The 14,710-nt window shown below is 53.3% G+C and carries 9 protein-coding genes; 2 read left to right on the plus strand and 7 right to left on the minus strand.

All coding sequences use genetic code 11. The features are described from left to right. Window positions 1-46: 46 nt before the first annotated feature. Together addA and addB are read right to left on the minus strand one after the other, a co-directional pair. Entirely contained in the window at window positions 47-3,649 is a 3,603-nt protein-coding gene (addA, locus tag EVJ34_RS04100) for a helicase-exonuclease AddAB subunit AddA (RefSeq protein ID WP_131484767.1), read from the minus strand. Beyond that, window positions 3,633-7,073, minus strand: a complete 3,441-nt coding sequence (gene addB / locus EVJ34_RS04105) for a helicase-exonuclease AddAB subunit AddB (RefSeq protein ID WP_131484768.1) — start codon at window positions 7,071-7,073, stop codon at window positions 3,633-3,635. The genes addA and addB overlap by 17 nt, the downstream gene beginning before the upstream one ends. A gap of 159 nt (window positions 7,074-7,232) precedes the next feature. Here addB and EVJ34_RS04110 point away from each other — a divergent pair, with 159 nt between their 5' ends. Then, complete coding sequence (locus EVJ34_RS04110) at window positions 7,233-7,613, plus strand: truncated hemoglobin (protein ID WP_131437623.1); 381 nt, start codon at window positions 7,233-7,235, stop codon at window positions 7,611-7,613. Between the two features lie 55 nt (window positions 7,614-7,668). Further along, window positions 7,669-8,025, plus strand: a complete 357-nt coding sequence (locus tag EVJ34_RS04115; RefSeq protein WP_021066690.1) for a hypothetical protein — start codon at window positions 7,669-7,671, stop codon at window positions 8,023-8,025. A gap of 24 nt (window positions 8,026-8,049) precedes the next feature. On the opposite strand, the gene EVJ34_RS04120 is transcribed toward EVJ34_RS04115, so the two are convergent. From EVJ34_RS04120 to EVJ34_RS04140, 5 genes are all read right to left on the minus strand, one after another. After that, window positions 8,050-8,466, minus strand: coding sequence for a hypothetical protein (locus EVJ34_RS04120; protein WP_131484769.1), 417 nt, complete (start codon window positions 8,464-8,466; stop codon window positions 8,050-8,052). Between the two features lie 130 nt (window positions 8,467-8,596). Beyond that, a complete protein-coding gene (locus tag EVJ34_RS04125) occupies window positions 8,597-11,665 on the minus strand; it encodes an efflux RND transporter permease subunit (RefSeq protein ID WP_131484770.1) in 3,069 nt (1,022 codons plus the stop codon). Between the two features lie 108 nt (window positions 11,666-11,773). Then, window positions 11,774-12,223 carry a competence protein ComK gene (locus EVJ34_RS04130; protein WP_236634620.1) on the minus strand — a complete coding sequence of 150 codons (450 nt, stop codon included), beginning with the start codon at window positions 12,221-12,223 and terminating at the stop codon, window positions 11,774-11,776. A gap of 122 nt (window positions 12,224-12,345) precedes the next feature. Beyond that, window positions 12,346-13,725 (minus strand): sensor histidine kinase, encoded by a 1,380-nt coding sequence (locus EVJ34_RS04135; RefSeq protein WP_131484771.1) that lies wholly within the window; start codon window positions 13,723-13,725, stop codon window positions 12,346-12,348. Then, entirely contained in the window at window positions 13,722-14,384 is a 663-nt protein-coding gene (locus EVJ34_RS04140; RefSeq protein WP_131437635.1) for a response regulator transcription factor, read from the minus strand. The genes EVJ34_RS04135 and EVJ34_RS04140 overlap by 4 nt, the downstream gene beginning before the upstream one ends. Window positions 14,385-14,710 lie beyond the last annotated feature (326 nt).

Consider the following 14,710-nt stretch of genomic DNA (forward strand, 5'->3'; position numbering starts at 1 on the left):
GGTGTACGGTGTATAACCGTACCCCTTTTTCTTCACAACGTCTACATTATAATACAACAATTTCCTGCAATTCGAGCGAATAAATGAGCATCTGGCCAACCGTGATTCCCCAGATCGCCTCGATTGCCTCGCGGTAGAGCGATAATTGGACGTGATAGCGGTCGCGCAGCATTTGTTTCGCCGCTTCACGGGAATCGCTCGAAAAGAGCACAGAGTCCGATTTATAGTCGAGGAGCACGTATGTCTCGCCATCATAAAACAGACAATCGATAATCCCTTGAATGAGTACATGCTCATCCGTGAACGTCCCGCTCGGATTGACCCGCTCGGCTGGAACCGTGTATGTGAATGGCAACTCGCGCCAGCCCTGTCCAGCTTGGAGCGCTGACGTTAAGGCACGCCCGGTTTCCGAAGCGAAGAACGCCTCGATTTCAGGAGTCGCGAGCCTTGCCGTCTCGGCCTCGACCGGACTGAGCATACCATCGATTTCCCAGCGATCGATTTGGACATCGAGCGGCTCGGACGGGTCAATCAATTGGAAGACGAGATGTAATGTCGTCCCCCGCTCGGCCCCTGTCTGCTTCGACTGCTTCCATTTCGGTTCGCGGTATGGCGTGTCACTCGCCCGGTACGTCTCTTCAAACGCAGCCTGCTCGAGCTGGAGCGCGCGTTTCAGTTCGGTGACCGTTTGTTTCGCTGCCGTCTCGGTCGCAGATTGAGCCGCATATGCATACGTGAACGCCCGGTGGACGAAATCCGCGACGTTCGCTTCGTCTTTGACCGGGAAGTCAATCGCCTCGAACTGTTTGACATGATGGAGCTGTGCCATCATCTCTTGCAGTGTAGCGACTTCCGCCAAGTCTTCCTCCCCGATGATGCGGTACGTCCATGACGTCGCTTCCGGCTGTGGCGCGATGACCGGTAGCCCTTGCTGTTCCAAGAACGGGGCGGCCCCTTCGAGTTTCAGGAGTGCCGGGGCGACCCAATCGAGATACGTCTTCGCCTCGCGACGCGCATCGGCCGATAACGTCACCCCGGTCTGCTCGACATGCAACCATTGTCCGATTTGTTTCCCGGGCTCTTTGATTGTCCCGACCAAAATCAATTTTTCTTTCGCACGGGTGAGTGCGACATACAAGACGCGCATCTCCTCTGCCTTCATGGTGGCATCGAGATCGCGACGAATCATCTCTTTGACGAACGTCTCCGTCTTCGTCCGGGTGACGACGTCAATCGCGTCGAGCGAGATGCCATAACGTTTATGGAAGATGACACGCTGCATTTGGTCGCGCTTGTTGAACTGCTTCCCGAGTTGGGCGACGATCGTGACCGGGAACTCGAGTCCTTTGGATTTATGGACTGTCATAATCCGGACGACGTTCTCTTCTTCACCGAGTGAACGCGCTTCCGATAAATCTTCCCCATTATCCTGAAGCCGGTCCATCACACGGAGGAAACGATACAAGCCGCGGTAACCACTCCGCTCATACGACAGCGCCCGGTCATAGAGCGCCTTCAAATTTTCTTGGCGCCCTTTCCCACCAGGTAAGCCGCCGGCGAAATCGTAAAAGCCGGTATCGTTGAACACTTGTTGAATCAATTCCGACAAACTATGGTTCCGGGCGAACGTGCGCCACGCCGACAATGCGTCGAGTACATCGCCGCACTTCAGACCGAGATCATCTTCATCGTCCGCTTTTGCCTTGAGCGCCTCGAAGAACGAGTCCTCCGATTCAAGACGAATATTGGCCAATTCTCGGTCGCTGAACCCGAACATCGGCGAACGGAGCGCCCCGGCGAGCGGGATGTCTTGAAGCGGGTTGTCAATCAGTTTCAACACCGCGAGCATCATGCGAATCTCGGTCGCTTGGAAATAGCCACCGTCTGAATCGGTATAGGCCGGGATGTTGTACTGTGTCAAAATATCCATCAGCTGTTCGACGCGTTCTTTTTTTGAGCGGACCAAAATGACGATATCGCGATATTCGCACGACCGCAGCAGTCCCGTCGCCTCATCGGTCACTTTGAACGGTTCATCACCCGAGACAAGCTCTAAAATCCGGGTCGCGATGGCCCGGCCTTCTAGCTCTTGTTTCGACAAGTCACGGCTCTCCCCGTTGACGAGGATAAGTTCCGGGCTCGCCTCAAGTTCCTCATACGTTCGTCCCGGCACGAGGCGTGCCGCCTCATCGTATTCGATTTCACTCACTTCTTCGTCCATCAATCGAACGAACAAGTCGTTAATGCCATGGAGCACCTCGGCCCGACTTCTGAAGTTTTGGGATAAATCAATTCGTTGTCCCGCCCCATCCTGTTTAAAGCGCGTCGCCTTCTCGATGAACAAGCGAGGCTCGGCATGACGGAACCGATAAATCGACTGCTTGATATCACCGACCATGAACAAGTTCCCGACGTTCTCGACTTCATGACTGACAAGCCCGATGATTGTCTCTTGAATCTCGTTTGTATCCTGATACTCATCGATCAATACTTCGGCGAAGCGCTGTTTGTAAAGCGAAGCGACCGAAGATGGCGCTTCCCCGTCTCGTAAAATGGCGAGCGCATAATGCTCGAGGTCGCTGAAATCGACGAAGGCACGGTCCCGCTTCGCCTGTTCATAGGCGGCACCGAACGTCCGAACGGTCTTGACGAGCGTCTCGACGAGCGGACGTTGTGTCATCAACACGTCTAAATAATCGGCCCCGCTCGTGCTCGCTTGGGCGATGGCTTCACTTAACTTCTTCTTCGCCTGATCGTACGCCGGCTTCAATACCGTGTGATAAACGTGATGCTCTTCTTTCTTTTGAACGGATTTCATCGTCCCGAACTTGACGGCGCGGGACGCCGTCTCGAGTTCGCTCCACTTGAACGAGTCTGGATCAAGATTCGCAAATGGTAGAATCGCCTGTTGTACGTTCTCGGATTGTGCCTCATAGCCGGCGAGCCGAAGCTCGACGGCCACGCGACGGAGCTGACGCAACGCTTTCTCGATGTCTACCCAGAGCAGACGACCGAACTCGATTAACAATTGCTCCTCATCAGGGTCCCCATCGAACTGGTACAACGACACGAGCTCATCCAAATACGCTTCCGGGTCCGGTAGTGTCCGGGCATAGTGATAGAGGCCTAGAATCAACTCTTCGATCTCGCTGTCGCCTCGGTCCGACGTATAGGCATCGATCAAGGCGAAAAAGGATTGGTCTTGTTGTCCATATGCCTCCTCGAGCACATCTTCGAGCACGTCGTCCTGCAAGAGGACCAAGTCGCGCTCTTCGGCGATTTTGAACGCCGGATCGAGATCGAGCAAATAGTAGTTCTCTCGAATCACTTCGAGACAGAACGAGTGAATCGTCGTAATGAGTGCTCGGTTGAGCATTTGGCGTTGTTTTCGAATATAAGCGTTCTCCGGGTCATCACGAAGCGCTTGATCGAGCGCTTTGGCGATTCGGCGCTTCATCTCGGCCGCCGCCGCGTTCGTGAATGTGACCACGAGCATGCAGTCCGCCGTCAACTCGTCCGTTTCATCTAACAGACGGCTCGCAAGCCGTTCGACGAGGACGGCCGTCTTTCCAGAACCGGCCGCCGCCGAGACGAGGACGTGTGATCCTCTGGCATCGATGGCGGCTTGTTGATCATTCGTCCACTTCATCAGCGTCACCTCCTAATCTTGACAAGACGTCATCTTTTTCTAACTTCTTCAATTGCCGCGCCTCATTGGACAGCGCCTCATCAAAGTGACAGACACTTTGGAACGGGCATGTCTGGCAGGGCCGGCGTTCTTTATACTCATACGGTTCGACGCCAATCTCGCCATCATACATCGCCTCGACACTCGCCTCCGCCAAATCGCGGGCATGGTCCATCAACTGCTCGAGTTGCGGCGGGGAGACGACTTTTTTTGTCGTGTTCGCGTCGAGCGTCCCATCTTTCTTATATTTGACTGGGATGACGATCGATTTTTTCTGATCTTGTTTCGCGGTCCGGTCCATCGCCTCTAGAATCGCCGGGTCATCGACGAGCAGCCCTTGCATCTGATACGATTCGAGCACTTTCCGTTCGGTATCCGTTTCTGTCTCGCCCGGTGCGACGAGCGGTCTATGGACGTGGAAATAGAGCGCCGCTGCTGGTGCGACGTTCTCCTGTGTCCACGCGTTCGCCTGCTCAATCAATACTTTCAAGTAAATGAGCATCTGCATGGCGAGTCCGTAATAGATCTCGGCGAAGTCAATCTCACGTTTGCTCGACTTATAGTCGACGATCCGGACGTACAATTGGTCATGGACCGAAGCCGTGTCGACCCGATCGATTCGTCCGACAAGTTCACACGTCGCACCGTTACTGAGCGTGAACGACACGGGTGGGAAGTTGCCGCTGCCGAAGGCGAGTTCGAACGCGACAGGATCGAACCCGTCCCGTTTCGATTGCTCAATCAACACTTCCGCCGTCTTGCTGACGACGTCGGTCAGTTTTTTCTTCAAATATCCGTATCGGTTCGAGCTCATCAAAATCGCATTTTGAATCTCCGGTGTGACGAGTTCGACGGCCGCCTCAGCGAGTGACGAACATTCGTCTCGGCTCACATCCCGCCACTCTTTCCCGTCCATCTTCACGGTCTGTGACATGTGCTCGATCGTCCGATGATACAAGTTGCCGATGTCCGGCGCCTCTAACCGATACAGGCGACGTTCTTTCAAACGGAGCCCATAACTCGCAAAATGGCGGAACGGACAGGCCTGGAACGTCTCAAGCCGCGAGACACTCGCCCGAATCGAGTTTGTGTACAGCGACTTGGCGACATCTTCCGGCAATGGCTGTGGCACGTTTTGATAGAAGAGCGCGCTCGTCAGTAAGCGAATCCGTTCGCGTCCTTCCGGATGTTTCAACAGCTCGTTATATACCGTGAACCACGTGTCTTGAATCGGATAATGCCGGCTGAGCCGTTGCAGTTCGAGCGCCGTCACGGCTGCCGTCTGGTTCACGTTCGTAATGAACGACAACTGGTCGCTCGGGCGATGTTCTCCGGCTTCCGCGAAGTGGGTCGTCACGACTTTCCCGCCACTGAGGCGAGCTTTCAGGTCAGCGATGAAACTCGCCGGTTGAATCGCCTTGCCGGTCCGGTCGACGAGGGCATAGCTGACGAACAGGCGATGGCTCGGTGCGGTGAGCGCCTTGTACAAATAATACGTCTCGTCGTCGAACAAGTGCTCGGTCGCTTTCCCGGCCCGGACGCCGTTGTCATGCATGAAGTCAAGATCCTGGTCGGTCAACAGCTTCGACTGGGTCGAGACAAGCGGGATTTGATCTTCGTTCGCCCCGAGTAAGAAGACGACCTTTTTATCAATCAAGCGACCCCGGACGTAATCAGTGACCGTCAATTGGTCCAGAGACGGTGGGACGAGCGCGTAGCGCAAACTGTCGAGTCCGGTGTCCATCATCTGCAGGAACAGTTCAGTCGAAAGCGTCTCATCTGGTGCGGCCGCCTCGAGCTGCTCAAGCAAGTGCAACACGGCGTCCCACACTTGCGTATGTTCGCGCGCCTCGAGCAATCGTGATTCCTCGAGCGCCTCGTCGCGCCAATGGGCGAGACAAGACGCCACGTCAACTCGTTCTAAAAAAGCATAGATGGCGTGCGTATACGATTGCATCGTCTTCGCCGCCTTCAAATCGGCCAACAGCGGGTCAAATGTGTCGACGACGGTTTGGCGATAGCGATTGAGTGCCGTCTCCGCGTCGAGCTCTTCCCCGGTCAGCCTTGCCTCTTCCTCGGCCCGGCGTCGTAAATACCAATCCTCGTGCCAGTGGTAATGTTTAATCCCGCGCTCGATGACAAACGCCTCGAGCCGGTCGACCGACGTACGCCGATGTTCCGCATCGAGCAGAATCAATTCGGTCTTGAGCGCCCGGAAGACGGGTTCTTCCCGGTATCCGCGAAGGGCGACCTCAATCGTCGCCTTCAATAATTCGACGACCGGATGATCGAGCATCGGTTGCCGCTCATCGAGAAAGAACGGCAATTCCATTTTCTGAAGCGCTTGCGTCGCCAAGTCGCCGTACTCTTCGAGCGATCGTGACACGAAAGCGATATCGCGATAGCGGAACCCTTCCTCACGAACGAGCCGCACGACCTCACGGACGGCCGCCTCGACTTCTACCGACCGGTCGACGGCCGCATGCAATACTACGTTGGAATCAGGACGCGTGTACGGGGCTGCCGTCACTTGCCCGAACGTTGCCTCGAGATAGGCCAGGCTCGAATGCTGGAAGCGAGGCGAACCTGTATGTTTTTCGTCATTCGAGGCAAGGCCGCGCTCAGACAATAGCTCTTTGAAGCGCATGAGCGTCCGTTGCGTCGGCCCGAACGACGGATGCGGCCGATAGAGCGAATCCGGATCGATCGTCAAGAGCACGTCGAGCGGTGCTTTTTCCGCTAAAGCGACGAGCACAGCCAATTCTTGCTCAGAAAATTCGTTAAATCCGTCCACATAAAACTGCGTCCCGCTCAAGTCGATATCCGGTAATAATTGCATCAACACGTTGAAATAGTCTTCCGCATGGAGCGATTTCCCTTCCGTCATCGTCAAAAAACCTTCGTAAAGAATCGACAAATCTTGGAGTTTCAATGAACGGTGTTGGTCTTGTTCGCTCAAACGGAGCAATTGCTCCGGATCGACCAGGCCACGTTTGAGGAGCGTGATCAATTGGTTCAGCTCCTCGTAAAAGCCGAACTGGTTCATCGTTCGGCGGAACAACGTCAGTCGTTCCTCGTTCATCTCGACGACGCGACGCAACAACAAATGCGTGCCCGTCTGGTCTAAAAACTGTTCGGTCGCGACGCCCCGGTCGCGCATCATCAAAAAGGCGAGTCGACGCATCGACAATACTTGAATCCGTGTCGATCCGTTCAAACCGTCCGTCATCGCCATCTTCCGTTCCATCTCAAACGACATTTGGTCTGGGACGAGCATATAGATGGTCGGTCCGCTCGGGTCACGCTTCAGCTCTTCGATGACACGTTTCGTCATCCATTCGCTTTTTCCGCTCCCAGAACGACCGACATGAAAAGTGACCGTCATTTAGGCGAACACCCCTTCCCTTTTTTCTTTATTATGACCCATTCGCCCTCGTTTGTAGAGGGAAATCCATTGAGACCCCAGCAAGAAAATTGACCAGCCCGCATCCTTCCCAATTTCAGCGAAAATCGATTAGACTGGACGTATGAGGGGGAATAAAACATGAGTGCATATGAACAATTCGGTGGCGAGCGTGGGGTCCAGCAGCTCGTTGACGCCTTTTACGACCTCGTCTACGCCGACCCAGTGTTGTTACCGTTGTTTCCGGACGACAAAGACCGGGTCAAAGCGCATCAATTTGAGTTTTTAACACAGTTGCTCGGAGGACCGAAACTATATACGGACCGTCGTGGTGGCGGCAACCTGGCGATGATTCATCGTGACCACCCGATTTCGGAGACGCATGCCGGACATTGGCTCGGTTGTATGGAGCAAGCGCTCAAAACGGTCGATGCGCCCGAGTCCATCAAACAACAGCTGTTCCATCGCTTGATCATGTCGTCATCGAACGTCGTCCGCGTCTGCTCCCACCATTTTGAGTAGTCAGCCTTTCGAAAAGCGGGTATGATAAGAAAGTAAGTAAAGGAGGTCGTTTTTCATGACAGAAGAAGAGAAAAAAGAGGCCGTTTCCTCTGAAGAAGAAACGGAAGAAGTAGAACCGACGGCAGTCCTCGCCGACGCCCTCGAAGAGGATGAAGAGGAAGAAGACCAACCCGAAGAAAAGAACATGGACCACATTAAAGGTGTGTTCAACTATATGCACGAGAACGGACGAGAGTACCGCGTCGTCTTTTATCAGGACCGCAAAAACCTCGTCTTCCGTGAACTCGGCAACGGGAAAGTCGAATTCGTCGGCCGTTTCACTGACGAGGCATACGATGAAGAGAATGAAGCAGAGATGCGCGAACTCGGCGAGCAACAGCTCGAACGAATTCTTGCGGATCGCCTTAAATAAAAAAATCGCCCGCGGGCGATTTTTTTATTTGTGCTTGTTCTTGTTTTGTTTTTTCTTACGAAGCGCATAAATCGCACCGGCGAGTCCTCCGGCGACAGCAATCCCGGCCATGACCGGCACAAGTACTTTCTTCGTTGGAATCATCTCTTTTACCCGTTCATATGGTGTCGGCACCGACAGCTCAAGTTGGACGGCCGATTCGCCGTGACCGTGCGAACGTGCTTGGCGAGCCGCGTCGGTGATAACGACACGTCCCGTCGTATAACGGCGGTTGCCATGCTCATCCGTATACGGACGACGTACGCGTTTGACACCACGAACTGTCTTCCCACGGGCTGCATCCGGACGGACGACGCGTTCGCTCGTCCACGCTCGGCCTCCTGTCGCACTGTAAGCCGGGCGAATCGTCCGGCGATTTAACCATGTGTATGAATCATTCATCGTTGATTCCCTCCAATATTGTGAAGTCCTTCTCTTATTATACCCATAGAGCATCTCACAAAAACATACCTTCCCTTGGCAACCGAACAGATGACATGAAAAACGACCGGCACGATGGCCGGTCGTTTCCTTACTCTGTGAACGGTTTATCCCGGTGGCGACGTTTCGCCAAAATCAAGTAGTACGCCGGAACGAGCACGAGCGTCAGCACGGTCGAGAAGAGAATTCCCGACACGATGCCGATGGCAAGCGGTCGGAACAATGGGTCTTCTCCGAACGCGACCGGTAAGAGCGCCACGACAGCGGTCAACGCCGTCAACAGAATCGGGCGAATCCGGGCGCGTCCTGCCTCGTAGACGGCGGTCGTGACGGCCATACCGTCTCGAATCCCTTGCTCGATGAACTCGAACAAGACGACGGCGTTCCGAACGACGATCCCGGCAAGCGAGACGATTCCCATCGAAGCCATGAAACTAAATGGCGTCTGGGTGACGAACAATCCGACGACCGCACCGGCAATCGCCAAGTAAATCGTGAACAAGACGAGGAGCGGCAGTGACAGTGAATTGAATTGGAACGCGATAATCAAGAAAATCAAGAACAAGACGACGACGAACAACGTGGCGAGTTCAAGGAAGAACTCGTTTTGTGTGTCGCTCGCGCCTGATTGATCGAACGCGATTCCTTCGTCGGTCAATGACGCCTCGGCATCAGCAAGCACACGGTCGACGTCTTGTTTGAACGCCTCTTCGTCCATGCCTTCGCTCGCATAAATTTGGAGCGTCACGGTCCGTTCCCCGTTCTCACGCGGAATCTGTTGAATCTGTTCCGTCGTCGTCTCCGTGACGAACGTGCTGAGCGGTGCGACCGGTGGGCCCGCTTCCGTTTGAACTGGGACGAGGATATCGTCTAAGGCGAGCGCCTCGCGGTTCGCTTCCGCATCGACGACGATTTTCACGTCGCGCTGTTCGACCCCATCATCGAACGTGCCGATCGGGATGCCGTCCGTGACGAGACGAATCTGGTCACTGATCGACTTCGCGGTGACACCCGCTTCCGCCATCGCGTCACGATCAAGTTCATACGTGAGCGTCTGGAACGGCTCTTTAATGTTGTCGAGCACGAGTGCGCCGTCAATAGCTTCGAGGTCCGCTTTGACAGTATCCCGTGCCGTGACGAGCTGATCGATCGTTTCACCACGCATCGTGAACTCGACAGGCGCTGAAGTCGGCGGTCCTTGTTGTTGCGTATCCAAGAAGATTTCAGCGTCCGGATTATTGTCCCGGATCTGTGTCGTATACTCATCGATCAATTGAATCGCATCGATCGTGTCATTGTCGACACGAACGACGATTTGACCCGTGTTTTCACCGGTCTGATCAAGTCCGCCCGTGAACAGGCTCGGTAGGCCGCTACCTGCAAAGACGGATGTCTCGACAACACCATCGATACTCTGGAACTCTTCTTCGATGGCTCGAAGTCTCCGTTCCGTCTCTTCGAGGTCGGTTTGGACCGGCAACGTGACACTCGTCACGACTTCTGGTCGGTTCGCAGCCGGGAAGAATTCGAACGGTGTCAACAAGATCAAACCGTACAAGGCGGTCGTGATGACGAAACCAACAAGACCGAACGTCCATGGACGCTTCGCGACTTTTGGTAATAACGTATCCGCATAGAAATTACTGAGGCGGTTAAGAGGCCCCCCTAACCAACCAGGCTCTCGTTTCGATACTTTCACTTGCTTACGATTCAGCCAGTACTGGGCAATCGGCACGAGCGTCAAGCTGATGACCATCGAGGCGAGCACCGACAACGCCAATACGGTCGGCAAAGCACGGATAAAGTTTCCATTCGCGCCCGATAAGAGTGTCAACGGCAAGAAAGCGAAGACGACGGCGAGCGTCGACGTGACGATCGAACCCCATACTTCTTTCGTCCCGCGCACGGCACCACCCATCGCCGTGTCACCTTTCCGGTAACGACGCAGGATGTTGTCGTTGACGACAATCGCGTCATCGACGAGGATCCCGAGTGCGATGATGGCCCCGATGATGGAGATTTGGTTCAAGTCGACCCCAGTGAAGCGAAGCGGGATCAACGCGAGCAAGAACGACAATGGAATCGCCAAGCTGACGATCAAGGAACCTGAGAACGTCAGTCCGATTGTCGTGACGACGATGACCGCGATCATGGCGATGATGAATTCACGAGTGAGGGATGAGAAAATATCATCGACCGCTTTCGCCTGCTCATAATAAGGAACGAGCTCGACGCCACTCACGTCACCGACTTCTTCCGCGACGACTGCATCGACGCGTTCTTGAAGGGTCGGAATATCTTGACCCGGTTCAATTGTGACCGTCACGGAGACAGCAGGTTGGCCGTCGAGTGAGACGAGGTCAGTGACCGCTTTCTCGGTCTCTTCGACCGTCCCGACGTCTTCGAGGAGGACAGGCGTCCCGTCCACTGAACCGACGACGACTTGACCCATATCGTTGACGTTCGTCAAACTATCAATCGCCAACTGATAAATCCCGTCTTCAGTCGACTGGCGACCAAGCGGTGTCGTCTTATATTCTTCATTGATGGCCGTCAAAACGTCTGGGAAAGCGAGTTGGCGCTCCCCGAGTTCGGCCGAGTCAAGCGAGACGACAAATTCCGTTTCCGGCAATCCTTTAATCGTCACACCGGTGACCCCATCTGTCCGCAACAGACGTTCTTCCAACCGTTCGACATCTTCACGTACCGTCTGAAGCGTCTCGCGATCGTCTGCCGTCAACAAATAAGAAGCGACCGGCAACTGCCCAATCGAATCATTGACGGTCGGGGCGAGCGCATTTTCAGGTAAGCGCGGCGTCGCATCAGAGATGGCTTGGCGTACGTTCGCCTGTAACTCACTCTTGTCAATCCCGTCTTCATATTCGACCGTAATGTTCGAGAATTCGGATGCCGAGAGAGACGATACATTTTCGACACCCTCGAGCCCTCTCAATTCGGTCTCGAGAATATTCGTTACGTTCCGTTCGACCGTCTCTGCGGTCGCTCCCGGATATGGCGTTTGGACCAAGACGATATTGACACTCGTCTCTGGAATCTCACGTTTCGGAAGCTGGAAGAACGTGAGCACCCCGACTACGATTGCAACGAGTAAAAATACGATGACCAATTTTCCTCGTTCAATCATTTTTTGAAAAAACATGTTGACCCCTCACTTTCAAATGATGTGCAAATACACATATGAACTATTCTTCTTCATCATAGAGGGGTTCGTCATCGATTTCAATCTTTAATCACAGATGAATGTGCTTCAGTGAAAGCGTTTTTGAAACGAATACGATAACTCGATGGAACGTTGCTTCTGCTTATAGACGGTATGATTCGACACCGGGACCTCGACCGATTCACCTGAATGAAAGATAATCCGGCTCCCTTTGCCGCTCTTTTTAGCATCAAAGACTTGAGAAAAATTGATCCAGGCACAGTCCGGGCTCTCTTTCGCAATGGTCGGGAAAAAGATCGCGTCCGCATGCCAATCCATGATGACAGGCGTTTTCCGGTGCGGGCCAAGTACGTTACGGGCCGCCTCAATCCGTCCTTGAATGCTCGAACCATAGTACAGACAGGCCGATTCGAGTAAGTAAAGGGGCGAGCCTTTCAATCGCTCGACACCGCCGGATTGATAGACGAGCGTCTCCGCCTCCCCGTACTCATTGAAAACTGGAATCAAAGCTCTTGTTTCATTCGTCAACTGAGTCATCTGATTTGCCTCCATCATGGATATAGTGAATTACATGTCATTCATAACAAAATATAACGGATCAGACAAATCACATAGGAATATTTCCCACTAAAAAAACCAACCGATTGACGGTTGGTTTTTTAATTTCGATGGTCTATTTTTTGATTTTGTAACGATTTTGAGTGGGGAAAATGAAAATGAACACGCACTCCATCGTTTGTATTTCCCAAGTTAACCGTCCCCTCATGGAGTGTCACGATTCGTTGAACGATGAACAGACCCAGACCGAACTTCCCTTGTTTCCCACGCGAAAATTGATGGAACAAGTCGAGGTTTGCGTCGACCGGAGGACCGTCGTTCTCGATGGTGATGTCGACCCCTGCCTCGGACCGGGCCAATTCAATTCGAATCATCGACTCGGCGTAACGTAAGGCGTTATCGAGTACGTTCTCGAAGGCGACACGGATCTGTTCCCCGTCACCGAGCATCTCGCCGGCATGACCAGTCACCGACCAGTCCAAGCTGCCGCGCAGTTTGAACCGGCTGACGAGCAGTTCCATCAACTTATCGAGATTGATCGGTTCAAGTCGCATCTCTTGTCCTTTGAAGTATTCGAGTTTCGTGACGTATAACAAATCAACGACTTTCTTCTCGAGCCGGGACGCCTCTTCGTCGATGACTTCGGCCGACCCTTTCAAGTCCCCGGTCGGATAAATCCCGTCCCCGATCGATTGGGCGTAGCCGCGGATGACCATAATCGGTGTCTTCAAGTCATGTGAAATGTTTTGGAGCAGCGCCTGTTGGGCCACGTCTTGCTCTTGCAACTCTTGCCGCATCGCGTCAATCGAACGGGCCAACTGTCCGAGCTCATCTTGGCGGGCGAGCGGGAGCACCGTCTCCCATTGCCGGTTCGAGATTTTCTCGACTGCCCGTTCCATCTCGACGATCGGCTTCGTCAACTCACGCGACATCCATAGAGCCGGGATCAACGACAACAGACTGATGACGCCGATTAGAATCGAAATACGCCAGTAGAGCGTCGAGACGAGTTCACGCCGATAGGCATCCCATGCATAGGAAGCTTGGTAGATCAGGGCCCCATCGTACTCATTCTGGCGAATGATATAGTAGACGTCCTCCCCGTCGATCGTCGTCTGGTATTTGGCGACCTCGCTCGACTGCATGAGCGCCTCCTGATACATCCGATTCGTCAACTCGAGCGGGGCCGAACCATAAATGATGCGTCCGTTCGGCAAAAAGATGAGCTGGTTGACCGACCGTGATTCTTGTTGGCGACGATCGTATTCAATCGGGTTTTGCGGAATATTTTCTAGCTCATTCGTATTCCCCAGGTAATAATCCACATCTTGCAACGTCTCATACACTTGTTCATCGATAAATTGCGTGATCGACGAGCGGATCGTCAACAAGATCATCAAGGCAAGCGTCACGATGATCAGAAGGATCAATACCCAAATCTTCCACATGAGCCGTTTCGGTTGGAGTCGATCAAGTTTCATGGCTTAACGAGTCGGTAACCGACGCCATAGAGCGTTTCAAGCTCAAGGCGATGCAGTTTTTTCCGGAGACGACGTACCAAGTCATCGACGACGCGGTCCGAACCGAAATAATCATGACCCCATACCCCTTCTAGAATCTGTTCGCGCGACAAGGCCGAACCTGGATGTTCGAGGAAGAGGAGAAGCAAATCGAACTCTTTTGATGTCAAATCGATCTCGTCTTGTTCATGTTTGATGAGACGTTTCTCGGGATAAATCGTATACTCTCCGTATTCAATATGTTCGTTCGACTTCGAGCCATAGACACGGTCAATCAATTTTTTGACACGGATGACGAGCTCCCGTGGCAGGAAAGGTTTTGCGATGTAATCGTCCGACCCCATCTCGAGTCCGATGATTTTATCGATATCTTCGTCCCGTGCCGAGATGAAAATCGTCGGCGTGAACGCGTTCGTCGCCTTGATTTGTTTCAGCAATTGGAACCCGTCGAGATCCGGGAGCATGATATCGAGCACCCATAAGTCTGGCTCATCTTTGATTGCGGCCTGGGCCGAGGTCCCGTCGGTGAACGAGCGGACCTGATATCCTTCTTGCTCTAGATACGTCACGAGCATCTTATTTAAATTGATTTCATCATCGACTAAGTAGATTGTGTACATTCCAGTCACCTCTGCAACGTTTTTACTTATCATATCAAACAATTATGGACGAATGATGGGAATACGGTCGTTTCTTGAGCGATCAATGTGCTCTTGAAACGCAGAAATGCCGACAAAAAAAAGAAGGGTCTCCCCTTCCTTACCGCGTCGGCCGAGTGCGCATCTGTTGTGCCAGGAATACCGTGCCGCCACTGAGGAGGGCCAGTACACCGCTGATCATCATGAGTTCCATCATGTTCCACCTTCCCATTGATAGCGATTCTCATTATCACCTATAATATAGCATACTTTTCTTAGCATGAACATGACAAAAAAGCTCCCGCCAA

Origin of the sequence: Exiguobacterium sp. SL-9 (assembly GCF_004336985.1) — a bacterium.
GTDB lineage: Bacteria > Bacillota > Bacilli > Exiguobacteriales > Exiguobacteriaceae > Exiguobacterium.